14 protein-coding genes are annotated in these 16,747 nt (G+C 61.4%); 9 read left to right on the forward strand and 5 right to left on the reverse strand.

Features of this window, described 5'->3' with window-relative positions; translation table 11 throughout:
* Positions 1–15: 15 nt before the first annotated feature.
* Positions 16–903: a 3-dehydrocarnitine:acetyl-CoA trimethylamine transferase CdhC gene (gene cdhC / locus TU82_RS13070; RefSeq protein ID WP_057723593.1), complete on the reverse strand. Its 888-nt coding sequence runs from the start codon at positions 901–903 to the stop codon at positions 16–18.
* Between the two features lie 73 nt (positions 904–976).
* The gene (locus TU82_RS13075) at positions 977–1,921 is read right to left on the reverse strand and encodes a choline ABC transporter substrate-binding protein (RefSeq protein WP_057723594.1); all 945 of its coding nucleotides are present in this window, start codon (positions 1,919–1,921) and stop codon (positions 977–979) included.
* A 193-nt stretch (positions 1,922–2,114) separates the two neighbouring features.
* Between TU82_RS13075 and TU82_RS13080 the strand changes: the two genes are divergently transcribed.
* A complete protein-coding gene (locus tag TU82_RS13080) occupies positions 2,115–3,059 on the forward strand; it encodes a GlxA family transcriptional regulator (RefSeq protein WP_057723710.1) in 945 nt (314 codons plus the stop codon).
* Positions 3,060–3,250: 191 nt separating this feature from the next.
* Here TU82_RS13080 and TU82_RS13085 read toward each other — a convergent pair whose 3' ends face one another.
* Complete coding sequence (locus TU82_RS13085; protein WP_057723595.1) at positions 3,251–3,667, reverse strand: DUF3010 family protein; 417 nt, start codon at positions 3,665–3,667, stop codon at positions 3,251–3,253.
* Between the two features lie 190 nt (positions 3,668–3,857).
* Here TU82_RS13085 and TU82_RS13090 point away from each other — a divergent pair, with 190 nt between their 5' ends.
* Positions 3,858–4,820, forward strand: coding sequence for a tyrosinase family protein (locus TU82_RS13090; protein WP_057723596.1), 963 nt, complete (start codon positions 3,858–3,860; stop codon positions 4,818–4,820).
* 39 nt (positions 4,821–4,859) lie between these two features.
* Here TU82_RS13090 and TU82_RS13095 read toward each other — a convergent pair whose 3' ends face one another.
* Positions 4,860–5,261 (reverse strand): lysozyme inhibitor LprI family protein, encoded by a 402-nt coding sequence (locus TU82_RS13095; protein WP_057723597.1) that lies wholly within the window; start codon positions 5,259–5,261, stop codon positions 4,860–4,862.
* A 218-nt stretch (positions 5,262–5,479) separates the two neighbouring features.
* On the opposite strand from TU82_RS13095, the gene TU82_RS13100 reads away from it, so the two are divergent.
* From TU82_RS13100 to etfB, 6 genes are all read left to right on the forward strand, one after another.
* Positions 5,480–6,457, forward strand: coding sequence for a dipeptidase (locus tag TU82_RS13100; protein WP_015886257.1), 978 nt, complete (start codon positions 5,480–5,482; stop codon positions 6,455–6,457).
* A gap of 52 nt (positions 6,458–6,509) precedes the next feature.
* On the forward strand, positions 6,510–7,040 hold the full coding sequence (locus tag TU82_RS13105; protein ID WP_005792152.1) for a DUF5943 domain-containing protein: 531 nt from the start codon (positions 6,510–6,512) through the stop codon (positions 7,038–7,040).
* A gap of 15 nt (positions 7,041–7,055) precedes the next feature.
* Positions 7,056–9,116 (forward strand): dimethylglycine demethylation protein DgcA, encoded by a 2,061-nt coding sequence (dgcA, locus tag TU82_RS13110; RefSeq protein ID WP_057723598.1) that lies wholly within the window; start codon positions 7,056–7,058, stop codon positions 9,114–9,116.
* A 157-nt stretch (positions 9,117–9,273) separates the two neighbouring features.
* Complete coding sequence (gene dgcB / locus TU82_RS13115; protein ID WP_057723599.1) at positions 9,274–11,220, forward strand: dimethylglycine demethylation protein DgcB; 1,947 nt, start codon at positions 9,274–9,276, stop codon at positions 11,218–11,220.
* Entirely contained in the window at positions 11,217–12,437 is a 1,221-nt protein-coding gene (gene etfA, locus TU82_RS13120) for an electron transfer flavoprotein subunit alpha (RefSeq protein WP_057723600.1), read from the forward strand. Before dgcB ends, etfA begins: the two co-directional genes overlap by 4 nt.
* Positions 12,438–12,447: 10 nt before the next feature.
* Positions 12,448–13,218 (forward strand): electron transfer flavoprotein subunit beta, encoded by a 771-nt coding sequence (etfB, locus tag TU82_RS13125; protein ID WP_057723601.1) that lies wholly within the window; start codon positions 12,448–12,450, stop codon positions 13,216–13,218.
* 839 nt (positions 13,219–14,057) lie between these two features.
* On the opposite strand, the gene gbcA is transcribed toward etfB, so the two are convergent.
* The gene (gbcA, locus tag TU82_RS13130; RefSeq protein WP_053130970.1) at positions 14,058–15,353 is read right to left on the reverse strand and encodes a glycine-betaine demethylase subunit GbcA; all 1,296 of its coding nucleotides are present in this window, start codon (positions 15,351–15,353) and stop codon (positions 14,058–14,060) included.
* A 282-nt stretch (positions 15,354–15,635) separates the two neighbouring features.
* Here gbcA and gbcB point away from each other — a divergent pair, with 282 nt between their 5' ends.
* Positions 15,636–16,736 carry a glycine-betaine demethylase subunit GbcB gene (gbcB, locus tag TU82_RS13135; RefSeq protein WP_057723602.1) on the forward strand — a complete coding sequence of 367 codons (1,101 nt, stop codon included), beginning with the start codon at positions 15,636–15,638 and terminating at the stop codon, positions 16,734–16,736.
* The last annotated feature ends 11 nt before the right edge of the window (positions 16,737–16,747 follow it).

The following is a 16,747-nucleotide window of genomic DNA, read 5'->3' on the forward strand; positions in this document are numbered from 1 at the left end:
CCCCTCCCACATTTTTTATCCGCGCTTGGTCAGGCCCATCCTGATGCGGCCTTCCGCCGGGGTCATGACTCGTGCGCCCAGGCGGCTGAGGATTTCACTGGCGCGTTCCACCAGTTGCCCATTGGTGGCGAGCACGCCCTTGTCCAGCCACAGGTTGTCTTCCAGGCCGACCCGCACGTTGCCGCCCAGCAACACCGCCTGCGCAGCCATGGGCATCTGCATGCGGCCGATACCGAAGCCGGCCCACACCGCGTCGGCGGGCAGGTTGTCGACCATGGCTTTCATGGTGGTGGTGTCGGCCGGCGCGCCCCACGGGATGCCCAGGCACAGTTGAAACAGCGGGTTGTCGAGCAAGCCTTCCTTGATCATCTGCTTGGCGAACCACAGGTGGCCGGTGTCGAAGATTTCCAGCTCGGCCTTCACGCCCAGCTCCTGTATGCGTTTGGCGCCGGCGCGCAGTTGCGCGGGGGTGGACACGTAAATGGTGTCGCCATCGCCGAAGTTCAGGGTGCCGCAATCCAGGGTGCAGATTTCCGGCAGCAGTTCCTCCACATGTGCCAGGCGCGTCAGCGGGCCGACCAGGTCGGTGTTGGGGCCGAAGTCCATCGGTTTCTCGCCGCCACCGATCTCCAGATCGCCGCCCATGCCGGCGGTGAGGTTGACGATGATGTCGATGTCCGCCTCGCGGATGCGCTCCATCACTTCGCGGTACAGCGCCACATCGCGGCTGAACTTGCCGGTGTGCGGATCACGCACATGGCAGTGCACCACGGTGGCGCCGGCCTTGGCGGCTTCCACGGCGGCGGCCGCGATTTGTTTGGGGGTGACCGGTACATGCGGACTTCTGGCGCTCGTGTCGCCAGCACCGGTGAGTGCGCAGGTGATGATGACGTCGTGGTTCATGAGGCGGTTCCTTACAGGCGTAGTGGTCCCTTTCGCGGTCGGAGATGACCGCGAAACGGTGGTTCAAAAAGGCTTATTTGCTGGTCAGTTGCAGGTTGGCCGCCGCCGGTTTGCCATCGAAGGTGGTCACGCCTTCGAGCCAGCGCGCCTGGTCTTGCGGATGATCCCTGAGCCACTGTTTGGCGGACTCAATAGGGTCTTTATGATCCAGCAAGGGCTGCATCATCCGGCTCTCGTCGGCGGCGGTGAAGGTCAGGTTGGTCAGCAGCTTGTGCACGTTGGGGCATTGCTGTGCGTAGGCCGGCGCGGTAACGGTCCACACGGTGGCCATGCCTTCGTTCGGGCCCAGGGCGTCTTCGCTGCCGGTGAGGTAGGTCATGGCGATGTTCACGTTCATCGGGTGCGGCGCCCAGCCGAAGAACACCACGGCTTCCTTGCGGCGTACCGCCCGGTCGACGGCCGAAAGCATGGCCGCTTCACTGGATTCAACCAGCTGGAATTTACCCAGGCCGAACTGGTTCTTGGCGATCATCGCCTTGATCTGGGTATTGGCACCTGAACCCGGCTCGATGCCGTAGATCTTGCCGCCCAGCTCTTTTTCGAACTGGGGGATATCGGCGAAGGTTTTCAGGCCCTTGTCCGCCAGGTAAGTAGGTACGGCGAGGGTAGCGCGGGCGTCTTCCAGGCTGGGTTTATCGAGCACCTTGACTTGCCTGGCGTCGACGAAGGGCGTGATGGTCTGGGTCATCAGCGGGTTCCAGTAGCCCAGGAACAGATCCAGGCGCTGGTCGCGGATGCCGGCAAAGATGATCTGCTGGGAGGCGCTGGTCTGTTTGGTCTTGTAGCCGAGGCCGTCGAGCAGCACCTGGGCCATGGTGCTGGTGGCGATCACATCGGTCCAGTTCACCACGCCCAGGCGCACGTTCTGGCATGAAGCGGCATCCGCTGCCATGACGTGGGTGCTCAAAATAGCGCTGACGCTGAATGCAAGCACGCTGCGGCTGGTCAGTCGGTTCATGGTGGAGCCCTCGGCAGGTCGTTATTGTGGGGTCCGGCGTCTTTGTGCGCCGTGCAGCCACGTTACGGACCTTCGGCAGTGCCGAAACGCACAGCGGCGACCGGCTCTTGCACTGCAGCGACCTGCACGCTTGAATCCACCCGTGAACGGGAGTATCACAGTGCCACGCTGGTCGTCCTACGAGAGCGCCATCATGTCCCAGGATTTCTATTTTTTGCTGATGCCGGGGTTCTCGGCCATTGGCTTTATCTCTGCCCTTGAGCCGTTGCGGGTCGCCAACCGCTTTCGTGGCGAGTTGTACCGCTGGCACATATTAAGCGCCGACGGCGGTGCGGTGCTGGCGAGCAACGGCATGTCGGTCAACGCCGACGCCGCGCTGGAACCGTTGAAAAAAGGTGCAACATTATTGGTGGTGGCCGGTTTCGAGCCGCTGCAGTTCGCCACGCCCGCGCTGGAACACTGGCTGCGCCGTCTTGACCATGAAGGCGTAACCCTCGGCGCGATCGACACCGGCGCCTGTGTGCTGGCCGAAGCGGGCCTGCTCGACGGCCATCGCCTGACCCTGCATTGGGAAGCCATCGATGCGTTCAAGGAGTCTTACCCACAGCTCACGGTGACCCAGGAGTTGTTCGAGATCGACCGCCGCCGCATCACTTGCGCAGGTGGCACCGCCTCCATCGACTTGATGCTCGACCTGATCGCCCAGGGCCACGGCCCCGAGTTGGCGATCCAGGTCTCGGAACAATTCGTGCTGGGCCGCATCCGCCCGCGCAAGGATCATCAGCGCATGCAGATTGCCACGCGCTACGGCATCAACAACAAAAAGTTGGTCCACGTGATCGGCGAGATGGAGCAGCACACCGAGCCGCCCTTGAGCACCTTGGCCCTGGCCGACGCGATCAAAGTCACCCGACGCCAGTTGGAACGGCTATTCCGCCTGCACCTGAACGACACGCCAAGCAACTTCTACCTCGGCCTGCGCCTGGAAAAAGCCCGGCAGCTCTTGCGTCAAAGCGACATGAGCGTGTTGGAGGTGAGCATTGCCTGCGGGTTTGAGTCACCGTCGTACTTCACTCGCAGCTATCGGGCAAGGTTTGCCAAATGCCCGAGGGAGGATCGGCGACGGGAGGTGGTTTGATCGTTTTTTAGTCAATTATAGGCGCGACTATAATTTATAGTCGTTTCCATAATCAGGTATAAAAGCGGCCGGCACCGCGGATTAAATGTGGGAGGGGGCTTGCCCCCGATAGCGGTGGGTCAGCAGCACATAAGTGACTGACACACCGCCATCGAGGGCAAGCCCCCTCCCACAGTAGATTTTGGTGTGGCCTATTTTTTCAGCAGGGCCGAACACGCCGCCTTGTAAGCTTCATGCTGATACTTGTTCAGTGTCGCGGGCAGATCAAAGGTGTGCTTCTTGTTCTGCGCATTGATGGTCTGCGGCGACAGCAGCGTCACCTCCACCCCGTCCAGCAATTGAAACACTCCTTCAATCTTGAATGTCGTCGGGCCACCGGCGAATTCGCCTTTCTTGCTGCGCTTCTTGATCGCGATACGGGTGATGGCGTTTGCCTGCACGAACGCTTTCACCTGGGCGGCGAAGGCCTTGACGTTGGCGGCTTCATCGTCGTCTTCCAAGGCGATTTTCTTGGTGGCCAGGGCGACGTGAGTCAGCGCCTGGTTGTCCAGCGAGGCGACGGCGATGATGGCTTCGCTGCCTTTGATTTCAATGCCGCACAGTGTCATAGGGTGGCCTTGCAGAAAGTGAAGAGGCAGGGATGGTATCAGCAGTGAGCCCTCAAGCGTCGTTGACCTTCCGTCCGGAACTGCCTCGGACCTGTTGGTTATGACAGTAGACCGCCGTCCCACGCCACCTTAGATTTTACGCAAGAACCTATTGTGGTTCCCCAAGGTTTGCCGGCGAGGGAGTGAACACATGAATATCCGCAAGGAAGTCCGCGCACTGAGTGCGACGGAACAATTGGAATTTATCAACACGCTACTGAGCATGAAAAGCAGCGGGGTCTACGACAAATACGTTCATTGGCACCACGAAGTGATGGTCCCTACGGTTCATCCCGACGAGCCGCAAGATCCCACCTACCGCAACGGTGCCCACCGTGGGCCCGCTTTCCTGCCGTGGCACCGTGAAATGCTGATGCAGTTTGAAGCGGACCTTCAGGCAATCAAACCGGGCATTACCTTGCCTTATTGGAACTGGACGCTGGATGCGGCGGCCCCTGAGCGCTCTCCGCTATGGGACCAGGGTTTCCTCGGTGGAAATGGCGACCCCACGGATCAATTTCGCGTGCAGGACGGCGTGTTTGCCCACAAATACGGCAAATGGCCTGTGCCGTCTTATCCGAAGGAGGACTTGCCGGGCCCTGGGCTAAAGCGTCAGTTCGGACAGTTTGTCAGCTCATTGCCCAGCGTGGAGGATCTGCAAATGGCGATGAATGAAGCCTTGTATGATGAGCCCAACTACAACGCGAGCCCTTTCACCCGGGGGTTAAGAAATCGGCTGGAAGGCTGGATCACCCAACGAGGTGATCCCAACGTCAAGACACCCGGCTCACAGTTGCACAATCGCGTGCACTTGTGGATCGGCGGCAACATGTTGCCCATGACTTCACCTGATGATCCGGCGTTTTTCCTGCATCACTGCTTTGTCGACAAAGTGTGGGCGGATTGGCAAGCACAGAAGCGCGTGGACGAGCCCGACCTGGCTGCGCATTATTGCCCCATGGAAGACGGCCCGCCGGGGCACAATTATGAAGATGTACTCAAGCCCTGGACTCGCCGCATCCGGGATGTCATGGATATTTCCACCCTGGGCTACAGCTATGCACCAAGCCAGCCGCTGATCAAGCGCCCGTTCAAGTCGCCTTTCATGGAATGACGCGGTGCCGCTGCACCCGCTGCAGGACGGCGGGTGCGCTTATTCCTGCCCAACCGACTCCAAAAACTCCGACCGCTCGTCACTCATGCGCGCCAGGCAGTCGTTGTGCGCGATCGCATACGCCTTGGTCCCGGTCACCGCCGGGAAGGTATCCACCGCGCAATCGGCATCGCGCAGTTTTTCCCATTTCTGCTGGGCGTCCTTCAGACGGGCGGTAATGTCCGCCAGCTTGGTCTTGTCGCTGCCGTAGGTCGAAGCCATACGCTCCAGCAGCCCCTGATAGTTGTCCTTGAGCAATTGCTCGGCGGTGGTTTTGTTGTAGGTGGCGCATTCGAGGGTTTGCTGGTCGTTCTCGATGCCGTCACACGGCGTGCTGTCGGTGTCTTCGGCCGCGTGGACGCCGGTTGCGATGAGTGCCAAAGCCAGGAAAATCGATTTCATTGCGCCGTCTCATATCAGGTGATGTGGAATTCTGGCTCAAGCGTCAGACAAAGAACAGTCGCCAGTCAGACCTCTCTTAACAGCCTTTGTCGTGGATTGACGCTTTCGGCAATTCCCCTGTCGTTTTTGCACCCGGCTCAGGTTGCCCCTGGGCATATGCTGGCCCCAAAGCGCCGGCACACGATTCGGCGCATGAATCGCCAATAAGGGGACGCCTGATGAGCCCAGCCGAGTTGCACGCCGACAGCATCGTTATCGACGGTCTGATTATTGCCAAGTGGAACCGCGACCTGTTCGAAGACATGCGCAAAGGTGGCCTGACGGCCGCCAACTGCACGGTGTCGGTGTGGGAAGGCTTCCAGGCCACGATCAATAACATCGTCGCCAGCCAGACCCTGATCCGCGAAAACAGCGATCTGGTGATCCCGGTGAAAACCACCGCCGACATTCGCAAGGCCAAGGAGCAGGGCAAGACCGGCATCATCTTCGGCTTCCAGAATGCCCATGCCTTCGAAGACCAGCTCGGCTACGTCGAGATCTTCAAGCAGCTCGGCGTCGGGGTGGTGCAGATGTGCTACAACACCCAGAACCTGGTGGGTACCGGCTGCTACGAGCGCGACGGCGGCCTGTCGGGGTTCGGACGCGAGGTCGTCGGCGAGATGAACCGCGTCGGCATCATGTGCGACCTGTCCCACGTCGGGTCCAAGACCAGCGAAGAAGTCATCCTCGAATCGAAAAAGCCGGTGTGCTACTCCCACTGCCTGCCATCGGGCCTTAAAGAGCACCCGCGCAACAAGTCCGATGAAGAACTCAAGTTCATCGCCGACCACGGCGGTTTTGTCGGCGTGACCATGTTCGCGCCGTTTCTGGCCAAGGGCATCGATTCGACCATCGACGACTACGCCGAGGCCATCGAATACACCATGAACATCGTCGGCGAAGACGCCATCGGCATCGGCACCGACTTCACCCAGGGCCATGGCCAGGATTTCTTTGAAATGCTGACCCATGACAAGGGTTACGCGCGCCGCCTGACCAGCTTCGGCAAGATCATCAACCCGCTGGGCATCCGCACCGTGGGCGAGTTTCCCAACCTCACCGAAACCCTGCTCAAGCGCGGCCACCCCGAGCGTGTGGTGCGCAAGATCATGGGCGAAAACTGGGTCAACGTCTTGAAGGACGTCTGGGGCGAATAAGCCAGACACCTACCGGCAACACCACCACGAATTTTTCTGGAGTTAAGTTTCCATGGCCAAGATCGCCCCGCAATTGCCAATCGAAGTCGACAGCGAAACCGGTGTCTGGACCTCCGACGCCCTGCCGATGCTGTACGTGCCACGCCATTTCTTCGTCAACAACCACATGGGTATCGAAGAAGTGCTGGGCGCCGACGCCTACGCCGAGATTCTCTACAAGGCCGGCTACAAATCCGCCTGGCACTGGTGTGAAAAAGAAGCCGAGTGCCACGGCCTGGAAGGCGTCGCGGTGTTCGAGCACTACATGAAGCGCCTGTCGCAACGCGGCTGGGGTCTGTTCAAGATCCAGGACATCGACCTCGACAAAGGTACTGCCAGCGTCAAGCTCGAGCACTCGGCGTTCGTCTATGTGTACGGCAAGGTCGGGCGCAAGGTCGACTATATGTTCACCGGCTGGTTTGCCGGTGCCATGGACCAGATCCTTGAAGCGCGTGGCAGCAAGATCCGCACTGTGGCCGAACAAGTCTACGGAGGCTCCGAAGAGGGCCACGATGATGGCCTGTTCACCGTCAAGCCGTTGTAAGCCGAGGACCGTGCCATGGCTTTCGAAGCAATGTTTGCGCCGATCCAGATCGGCAAACTGACCATTCGCAACCGCGTGCTCAGTACTGCCCACGCCGAGGTGTATGCCACCGACGGCGGCATGACCACCGACCGCTATGTGAAGTACTACGAAGAGAAAGCCAAGGGCGGTATCGGCCTGGCGATCTGCGGCGGTTCCTCCGTGGTGGCCATCGACAGCCCCCAGGAATGGTGGAGCTCGGTGAACCTGTCCACCGACCGCATCATCCCGCACTTTCAGAACCTGGCCGACGCCATGCACAAGCATGGCGCCAAGATCATGATCCAGATTACCCACATGGGCCGTCGTTCGCGTTGGGATGGCTTCAACTGGCCGACCTTGATGTCGCCGTCCGGCGTGCGTGAGCCGGTGCACCGCGCCACCTGCAAGACCATCGAGCCGGAAGAAATCTGGCGCGTGATCGGCAACTACGCCAGCGCCGCCAAGCGCGCCAAGGCCGGAGGGCTGGACGGTGTGGAATTATCCGCCGTGCACCAGCACATGATCGACCAGTTCTGGAGCCCACGGGTCAACAAGCGTACCGACGAGTGGGGCGGTACCTTCGAAGGCCGCATGAAATTCGGTCTGGAAGTGCTCAAGGCCGTGCGCGCCGAAGTGGGTGACGACTTCTGCGTGGGCATGCGCCTGTGCGGTGACGAGTTCCACCCGGACGGCTTGTCCCACGAAGACATGAAGCAGATCGCCAAGTATTACGACGACACCGGCATGCTCGACTTCATTGGCGTGGTGGGCTCGGGTTGCGATACGCACAACACCCTGGCCAACGTGATCCCGAACATGAGTTACCCGCCGGAACCGTTCCTGCACCTGGCCGCCGGGATCAAGGAGGTAGTCAAGGTTCCGGTGCTGCACGCGCAGAACATCAAGGACCCGAACCAGGCCACGCGCATTCTGGAAGGCGGCTATGTGGACATGGTCGGCATGACCCGTGCGCACATCGCCGACCCGCACCTGATCGCCAAGATCAAGATGGGCCAGATCGACCAGATCAAACAGTGCGTCGGCGCCAACTACTGCATCGACCGCCAGTATCAGGGCCTGGATGTGCTGTGCATCCAGAACGCCGCGACGTCCCGTGAATACATGGGGGTGCCGCATATCATCGAGAAGTCCACCGGGCCCAGGCGCAAAGTGGTCGTGGTGGGGGCAGGTCCCGCCGGTATGGAGGCGGCGCGTGTCGCCGCCGAACGCGGCCACGATGTGACGCTGTTGGAGAAGAAAGAATTTATCGGCGGGCAGATCACCACGGCATCGAAGGCGCCGCAACGCGACCAGATCGCCGGCATCACGCGCTGGTTCCAGCTGGAACTGGCGCGCTTGAAAGTCGACCTGCGCCTGGGCGTTGCGGCCGACGCCGAGACCATCCTCGACCTGCGCCCGGACGTGGTGGTGCTGGCGGTAGGTGGGCATCCATTTATCGAGCAGAACGAGCACTGGGGCGCTGCCGAAGGCCTGGTGGTGAGCAGTTGGGATGTACTCGACGGCAAGGTTGCGCCGGGCAAGAACGTGCTGGTGTACGACACCATCTGCGAATTCACCGGCATGTCGGTGGCGGATTTCCTGGCCGACAAAGGTTGCCAGGTGGAAATCGTCACCGACGACATCAAGCCGGGCGTGGCCATCGGCGGTACGTCGTTCCCGACGTACTACCGCAGCATGTACCCCAAGGAAGTGATCATGACCGGCGACATGATGCTGGAAAAGGTCTATCGCGAGGGCGACAAGCTGGTGGCGGTGCTGGAGAACGAATACACCGGCGCCAAGGAGGAGCGGGTGGTGGACCAGGTGGTGGTGGAGAATGGCGTGCGCCCGGACGAAGCCATTTACTACGGGCTCAAGGAAGGCTCACGCAACAAGGGCCAGATTGACGTCGAAGCCTTGTTTGCGATCAAGCCGCAGCCGTGCCTGAGCGAAGCGGGTGAAGGGTACTTGCTGTTCCGCATCGGTGACTGTGTGGCCCAGCGCAACACCCACGCCGCCATCTACGACGCCCTGCGCCTGTGCAAAGACTTTTGATGAGGTGAACGCGGTCAAATGTGGGAGGGGGCTTGCCCCCGATAGCGGTGGTTCAGCGACAGCTGTATCAACTGACACTCCGCCATCGGGGGCAAGCCCCCTCCCACATTCAAGGCCAGTTTCACAGTAGACCTGTGTGGTCTTTGGGAGCTTCACCATGTTGAACACCTTGCTGCCTATTCTCCTGTTTGCCGCCCTGGGCCTCGCGGTCCTCGGCGCCCTGCGCCGGGCAAACATGTGGCGCCGTGGCCGCGCGTCCAAAGTCGACCTGCTCGGCGGTCTTTTGGCCATGCCCAAGCGCTACATGGTCGACCTGCACCACGTGGTCGCCCGCGACAAATACATCGCCAACACCCACGTCGCCACGGCGCTGGGCTTTGTGCTGTCGGCGTTGCTGGCAATCCTGGTGCATGGGTTCGGCCTGCAGAACCGTATCCTCGGTTACGCCTTGCTGCTGGCCTCGACCTTGATGTTTGTCGGCGCCATCTTCATGTACCTGCGCCGCCGCAACCCGCCTGCTCGCCTGTCCAAAGGCCCGTGGATGCGCCTGCCGAAAAGCCTGATGGCGTTTTCGGTGAGCTTTTTCCTGGTGACCCTGCCGGTGGCCGGCATTCTGCCCGCTGACTTTGGCGGCTGGCTGCTGGCCGCGTTATTGAGCGTGGGCGTGCTGTGGGGCGTGTCCGAAATGTTCTTCGGCATGACCTGGGGCGGCCCGATGAAGCACGCCTTTGCCGGCGCCCTGCACCTGGCTTGGCACCGCCGCGCCGAACGTTTTGGTGGCGGCCGTTCCACGGGTTTGAAACCGCTGGATCTGAGTGACAAGAGCGCGCCACTGGGTGTGGAGAAACCCAAGGATTTCACCTGGAACCAACTGCTCGGTTTCGACGCGTGTGTGCAGTGCGGCAAGTGTGAAGCCGCGTGCCCGGCGTTCGCTGCCGGTCAGCCGTTGAACCCGAAAAAACTCATTCAGGACATGGTGGTCGGCCTGGCCGGTGGCACCGATGCCAAGTTCGCCGGCAGTCCTTACCCAGGCAAACCGGTGGGTGAACACGGCGGCAACCCGCACCAGCCGATCGTCAACGGCCTGGTGGACGCCGAGACACTGTGGTCGTGCACCACCTGCCGCGCCTGCGTCGAAGAGTGCCCGATGATGATCGAGCACGTCGACGCCATCGTCGACATGCGTCGCCATCTCACCCTGGAAAAAGGCGCCACCCCGAACAAGGGGGCCGAAGTCCTGGAAAACCTGATCGCTACCGACAACCCCGGCGGCTTCGCACCGGGTGGTCGCCTGAACTGGGCGGCGGATTTGAACCTGCCGCTGCTCAGCGACAAGGGCAGCTGCGAGGTGCTGTTCTGGGTTGGCGACGGTGCCTTCGACATGCGCAACCAACGCACCCTGCGCGCGTTCGTCAAGGTGCTCAAAGCGGCAGGTGTGGACTTTGCGGTACTTGGCCTTGAAGAGCGCGACAGCGGCGACGTGGCCCGGCGTCTGGGTGATGAAGCGACGTTCCAGCTGCTCGCCTCGCGCAATATCCAGACCCTGGCCAGGTACAGCTTCAAACGCATCGTCACCTGCGACCCGCACAGCTTCCATGTGCTGAAAAACGAGTACGGCGCCTTCAACGGCAACTACGTCGTGCAGCACCACAGCACCTTCATGGCCGAGCTGATCGGCGACGGCGCGCTGAACCTGGGCCAGCACAAAGGCAGCAGCGTGACCTACCACGACCCGTGCTACCTGGGCCGCTACAACGGCGAATACGAGGCGCCGCGCCAAGTGCTGCGCGCGCTGGGCATCGAGGTCAAGGAGATGCAACGCTCGGGCTTTCGCTCACGCTGCTGCGGCGGTGGCGGCGGGGCGCCGATTACCGACATTCCCGGCAAGCAACGTATTCCGGACATGCGCATGGACGACATCCGCGAAACCGGCGCCGAGCTGGTGGCCGTGGGCTGCCCGCAGTGCACGGCGATGCTCGAAGGCGTGGTCGAGCCGCGTCCCTTGATCAAGGACATTGCCGAGCTGGTCGCCGACGCGTTGCTGGAAGATGCCGCACCGGCCAAAGCCCCAACCAAACGTGAACCTGCGCAGGTGCATATATGAGCGACATTATCCGCCGCGACCCACGGGCCGAATGGATCGCCCGCAACCGCCTGCACCCGTTGCACGCGGCGATGCAGCCGGTGCAACAGAGTTGGATGGGCCCCAACGGCATCATCCGCAAGAATGTGCATGGCGTGGGTTTTATCGGCCCCAACGGCATCAAGCGTATCGACCGCAGCGGCGCGCAACAGGGCGGTGCGGCCAAGCGTACGGCGGCGGTGCAAGTGCAACTGCCGCTGCATCAGGTCCCGGCTCCGGCGTTCTACATCAACGTGGTGCCGGACATGGTTGGCGGTCGCTTGAGCAGCCACGACCGCGATGTGCTCGGCCTGGCCCGGCAATTGGCCGGCAGTGACGGCGCGGTACTGGCGGTGGTGTTTGGTGAACACAAGGAAAATGCATTTGCCACAGCCGGCGTCGACCGCCTGCTGGTGCTGGAGGGTCATGAGTTCGACGGTTATTCACCGGAGCAACGCGTCCAGGGCCTGCGGGCTGTGGATAACCAGTTCAACCCGCGTCACTGGTTGCTGCCCGACAGCCGCAGCGGTGGCGGTGAACTGGGCCGACGGTTTGCCGCCAGCCTCAGGGAACGCCCGGCCACGCGGGTCTGGCAGATCAAGGGCGAGTCGTGTATTGGTCGCGCCGGGGCGGGCCAGGAGGATCTGGCGCGGCCGCTGCCGCGCCTGATTCTCGCCGCCGCCGAATGCGCCGATCCGGTCAGCGAGACGCGCCATGAAGTGTTGCCTGTGGAGTTATCCACACGCCTGGCGCGCAGCCTGCCGCGTATCGAAGACCTTGGCGCGGTGGCGGTGGACCCGGCGGCGATTCCGATGGCCGAAGCCGAATTCATCTTCTCCGGCGGTAACGGCGTGAAGGACTGGGCGCTTTTCCACCAGGCCGCCGCCGCCTTGGGCGCCACCGAAGGCGCCTCGCGGGTCGCCGTGGACGATGGCTTCATGGCACGTGATCGCCAAGTCGGCGCCAGCGGCACCTGGGTCACGGCGCGGGTGTACGTGGCCGTGGGCATTTCCGGGGCGATCCAGCACCTGCAGGGCATCGGTGCCTGCGACAAAGTGGTGGCGATCAACCTGGACCCTGGCTGCGACATGATCAAGCGTGCCGACCTGTCGGTGATCGGCGAAAGCGCCGCGATACTGCAAGCCTTGATCGACGCGGTCGAGGCCTACCGCAACGGCGCCAAGCGCGATGCGGCCTAAGGAGTTGGTCATGACGACAAATGTAATCAGCCTGGTGTCCATCGGCGCCCACCCCACCTCAGGGCGCCCGCGCCGTGCGGAGCAGGATGCGCGTGCGGTGGAGCTGGGCCTGCAATTGGCTGGGGATAAGTTGCAGGTGCTGCACGCCGGCAACATCGCCGAGCCGACCCTGCGCAGCTACTTGGGCATGGGCTTGCCACAGTTGCACGTGTTGGAACAACCGGCGGGCAGCGATGCATTGCCGGTGCTCAGCGAGTACCTGCGCGACGCCGGCGCCCAAGTGGTGCTTGCCGGCAGCCAGGCCGAAACCGGTGAAGGTTCGGGCATGTTGCCGTTTCTGCTGGCCGAGCAATTGGGCTGGCCGCTGATTGTCGGGCTGGCGCAGGTAGAGTCCATCGACGGCGGCGTGGCTCATGTGCTGCAAGCGTTGCCACGCGGCCAGCGACGGCGCTTGAAGGTGCGCCTGCCGTTTCTGGCGACGGTGGACAACGCCGCGCCCAAGCCGCGCCAGAGTGCGTACGGCCCGGCGCAACGTGGCGAGCTTGCCGCCCACGAGGTCGAGATTGAACAGGACGAGTTATTCACAGGCGCGCTGCTGCAACCGGCCAAGCCGCGGCCCAAGCGCCTCAAGGTGATCAAGGCCAAGAGCGGCGCTGATCGCATGAAGGCTGCGACGGCCAAGGCCAGCGGGGGCGGTGGGCAAGTGCTCAAGGGCGTAAGTGCTGAAGAGGGCGCGCAAGCCATACTCAAATTGCTCATAGAAGAAGGCGTCGTACGCTGATCCCCTGTAGGAGCGAGCTTGCTCGCGAAACGTTAACGATAACGCAGCGTGTCCGGTTTTAACGCGGCGCTCTCTGGTTCTTCGCGAGCAAGCTCGCTCCTACAAGGGTTTACCCACAATCACTGTTGATCCGCCTGTGGATAACCTGTTCGCGGTTGTCTGCACCCCCTGTATATCAAGCCCTGCAGCCCGCTGTACGAAAAATAACCAGCCTAACTGGCGGTTTTTCCTCGAGTTTTTCCCGGGCTGAGACACAAACTTGCCCCCAAAGTCTGTTGGCGCTTCTGTGGATAAGATGTTCGCTGTCGGCTGGGGGCCTAATAGATAAAGGCTTTGCTCAATACGATCAAAATATGATCAATTGTCGTATTCACCTCGCTAAACACCCCTGAATCCCCCGAGATATGTAGCTTTGAGGCGGTTTTCCACAGCGCGGGCAAAGTTGCCCCCAAAGTCTGTTGGTGTTTCTGTGGATAAGGTGTTCGCGTTCCGCTGCAGGGCACGTAATATGAGGCTTTCAGCAAGTTGATCAAAAAACGATCAGTCACTTGTCAGATCCAGGGTTCTGAATAAGTCACGGATTTTCTTGGTTTAATTTTGGCGGTAGCCGGCAGTTGCCCACAATTGCTGTGGGTGGATCTGTGGATAAGTTGTTGGATAACCGTTAAAGCGCCCAGCGGCGGAGGGTTTCACTATTGCTGGTCAAATTTTGAACAGTTCAGATTTCAATGTGGGAGGGGGCTTGCCCCCGATAGCGGTGCATCAGCCAATAAAGTTGCTGGCAGAACCACTGCAATCGCGGGCAAGCCCCCTCCCACATTTGATCCCCGGTGTGTCAGTTATTCGTGCGCAGCCACGCCCTTGAGGTAAGGCGCTGGCGCCGCGCCGAGGTTATTGAGCATGCGCTCGCTGTACCAGTCCACAAAATTCACCACGCCGAACTCATAGGTCTTGGAGTACGGCCCCGGCTGGTAAGCGGTGGAGTTGATGCCACGCTGGTTCTCTTCGGCCAGGCGCCGGTCCTGGTCGTTGGTGGCGTCCCACACCTGGCGCATGCGCTCCACGTCGTAGTCCACGCCTTCCACGGCGTCCTTGTGCACGATCCACTTGGTGGTGACCATGGTTTCCTGGGCGCTGATCGGCCACACGGTGAACACGATGATGTGGTCGCCCATGCAGTGGTTCCACGAGTGCGGCAGGTGCAGGATGCGCATCGAGCCCAGGTCCGGGTTCTTGATCCGGCCCATCAACTTGGCGCAGCCCTGCTTGCCGTCCAGGGTCATCGACACGGTGCCCTTGAGCAGCGGCATGCGCACGATGCGGTTACGCAGGCCGAAGCTGGCGTGGGCGTAAGGAATCTTTTCGGCATCCCAGGCGGCGGCCGAGGCGGCGACGTGGTCCTTGAACGCCTGGTCGGCGCGCGGGTCGGTGACGTCGTCCCACTCCAGCAGGGTTTTCAGCAGTTCCGGGTGCGACGCGTTGCAGTGGTAGCACTCGCGGTTGTTTTCCAGCACCAGCTTCCAGTTGGCTTTCTCGAACAAGGTGGTCTGGATCGCCACCTTGGTGTTCTCCATGTCGTAGGGTTCCATGTAGTGGTTGAGCGTCGACAGGAAGTCGTCGATGGCCGGCGGATTCTCGGCCAGGCTGATGAAAATGTAGCCGCCGGCGGTCTTCACGTTCACTGGTTTGAGGCCGTACTGCTTCATGTCGAAGTCGGCGCCCATCTCGGTGCCGGCGAACAATAGGCGACCGTCCAGCTCGTAGGTCCACTGGTGGTAGTGGCAAACGAGCTTGGCAACCTTGCCCTTGTCGCTGGTGCACAAGCGCGAGCCGCGGTGGCGGCACACGTTGTGAAACGCATGAACCACGCCTTCGGCGCCACGGATCACGATGATCGGGTTCTTGCCCACTTGCAGGGTCAGGTAGTTGCCCTTGGTGGGGATCTCGCAGGTCATGCCGGCGATCAACCACTCTTTCTGGAAGATCTCCTGCATGTCGATATCGAACAGCCGCTCATCAGAGTAGAACGGCTGTGGCAGCGAGAAAGTGCGCTCGCGCTCTTGCAGCATCTGCGCGGTGGCCTTGCGTGCGGGTTCCAGCGGATCGCCCAAGCTTAAGGTTGCGGTGACGTCCATCGTGTGTGTCCTCATGGCCATTCTGTGTGGCCGGCGAATAGTGGCTGATCAGGTTTGCAGCAAGGCGTAAAGAACGCGTCTTTGTTGGGAGCGAGTGTGGGCCCGGCGTTGGGTCGAACCTTATCCATGGGCGACATGGCCCAATCTGATCCCGACGCGCAAGCCCCTGTCGTTGGGGGCTGGTCGCGGTAAGTATGTGAATGTCGCAGGTAGGTAAATGGGCGATTCGCGCGTTACGCAGAATCGCCACCATAAGGCCGAGCCTCGGCGGTGGAGAACAACATGTCCAACAGCTTCCTGAACCCGGTAACCACCCAGACCTGGGCCAATGGTCGGCACATCGTCCGTTGCGTCAAAGTCATCCAGGAAACCTGGGACGTGCGCACCTTCTGTTTCATGGCCGACCAGCCGATCCTGTTCTTTTTCAAGCCCGGGCAGTTCGTCACACTGGAGCTGGAGATCGAAGGCCAGCCGATCATGCGCTCGTACACCATTTCCAGTTCGCCGTCGGTGCCCTACAGCTTTTCGGTGACCATCAAGCGCGTGCCGGGCGGGCGTGTTTCCAACTGGCTGCATGACACGTTGCACGAAGGCCAGGAGCTGGCGGTGCACGGGCCGGTCGGGCTGTTCAATGCCATCGACTTCCCAAGCCCCAAAGTGCTGTACCTGAGCGGCGGCGTCGGCATTACGCCGGTCATGTCCATGGCGCGCTGGTTCTATGACACCAACGCCAATGTCGACATGACGTTCGTTCACAGTGCCCGTTCACCCAAAGACATCATCTACCACCGCGAGCTGGAGCACATGGCGTCGCGGATCGACAACTTCAGCCTGCACCTGATCTGCGAGAAGCACGGATTGGGTGAGCCATGGGCCGGGTATCGCGGTTACCTGAATCACAAGATGCTGGAACTGATGGTGCCGGACTTCCTCGAGCGCGAAGTGTTCTGCTGCGGCCCGACACCTTACATGAGCGCGGTGAAGCGCCTGCTGGAAGCCGCCGGTTTCGATATGGCGCGCTATCACGAAGAATCCTTTGGCGCGACGCCACCGGAAGCCCGGGCCGACGCGGTAGAGCAGGCCGAACAGGCGGCGGATGCGCCGGAAGTCGACCTGGCCGATCTGCACCAAGTGGAATTCATCGCCTCCGGCAAAAGCATTCGCGTGGCGCCGGGTGAAACGGTGCATGCGGCGGCGGCCAAGCTTGGCCTGTTGATTCCGAAAGCCTGCGGCATGGGCATCTGCGGCACGTGCAAGGTGATGAAGCTGGGCGGGGAGGTCGAGATGGAGCACAACGGTGGGATCACCGAAGAGGACGAAGCCGAGGGTTATATCCTGTCGTGCTGCAGCGTGCCGAAGGGCGATGTGCGCATCGAATTCTGACAGCCGATCGT

This window comes from Pseudomonas orientalis, assembly GCF_001439815.1.
GTDB classification, from domain to species: domain Bacteria; phylum Pseudomonadota; class Gammaproteobacteria; order Pseudomonadales; family Pseudomonadaceae; genus Aquipseudomonas; species Aquipseudomonas orientalis.

Coding starts and splice junctions, on each gene's coding strand:
- cdhC (WP_057723593.1), bottom strand. CDS start 903: ATGAACCACGACGTCATCATCACCTGCGCACTCACCGGTGCTGGCGAC.
- TU82_RS13075 (WP_057723594.1), bottom strand. CDS start 1,921: ATGAACCGACTGACCAGCCGCAGCGTGCTTGCATTCAGCGTCAGCGCT.
- TU82_RS13080 (WP_057723710.1), top strand. CDS start 2,115: ATGTCCCAGGATTTCTATTTTTTGCTGATGCCGGGGTTCTCGGCCATT.
- TU82_RS13085 (WP_057723595.1), bottom strand. CDS start 3,667: ATGACACTGTGCGGCATTGAAATCAAAGGCAGCGAAGCCATCATCGCC.
- TU82_RS13090 (WP_057723596.1), top strand. CDS start 3,858: ATGAATATCCGCAAGGAAGTCCGCGCACTGAGTGCGACGGAACAATTG.
- TU82_RS13095 (WP_057723597.1), bottom strand. CDS start 5,261: ATGAAATCGATTTTCCTGGCTTTGGCACTCATCGCAACCGGCGTCCAC.
- TU82_RS13100 (WP_015886257.1), top strand. CDS start 5,480: ATGAGCCCAGCCGAGTTGCACGCCGACAGCATCGTTATCGACGGTCTG.
- TU82_RS13105 (WP_005792152.1), top strand. CDS start 6,510: ATGGCCAAGATCGCCCCGCAATTGCCAATCGAAGTCGACAGCGAAACC.
- dgcA (WP_057723598.1), top strand. CDS start 7,056: ATGGCTTTCGAAGCAATGTTTGCGCCGATCCAGATCGGCAAACTGACC.
- dgcB (WP_057723599.1), top strand. CDS start 9,274: ATGTTGAACACCTTGCTGCCTATTCTCCTGTTTGCCGCCCTGGGCCTC.
- etfA (WP_057723600.1), top strand. CDS start 11,217: ATGAGCGACATTATCCGCCGCGACCCACGGGCCGAATGGATCGCCCGC.
- etfB (WP_057723601.1), top strand. CDS start 12,448: ATGACGACAAATGTAATCAGCCTGGTGTCCATCGGCGCCCACCCCACC.
- gbcA (WP_053130970.1), bottom strand. CDS start 15,353: ATGGACGTCACCGCAACCTTAAGCTTGGGCGATCCGCTGGAACCCGCA.
- gbcB (WP_057723602.1), top strand. CDS start 15,636: ATGTCCAACAGCTTCCTGAACCCGGTAACCACCCAGACCTGGGCCAAT.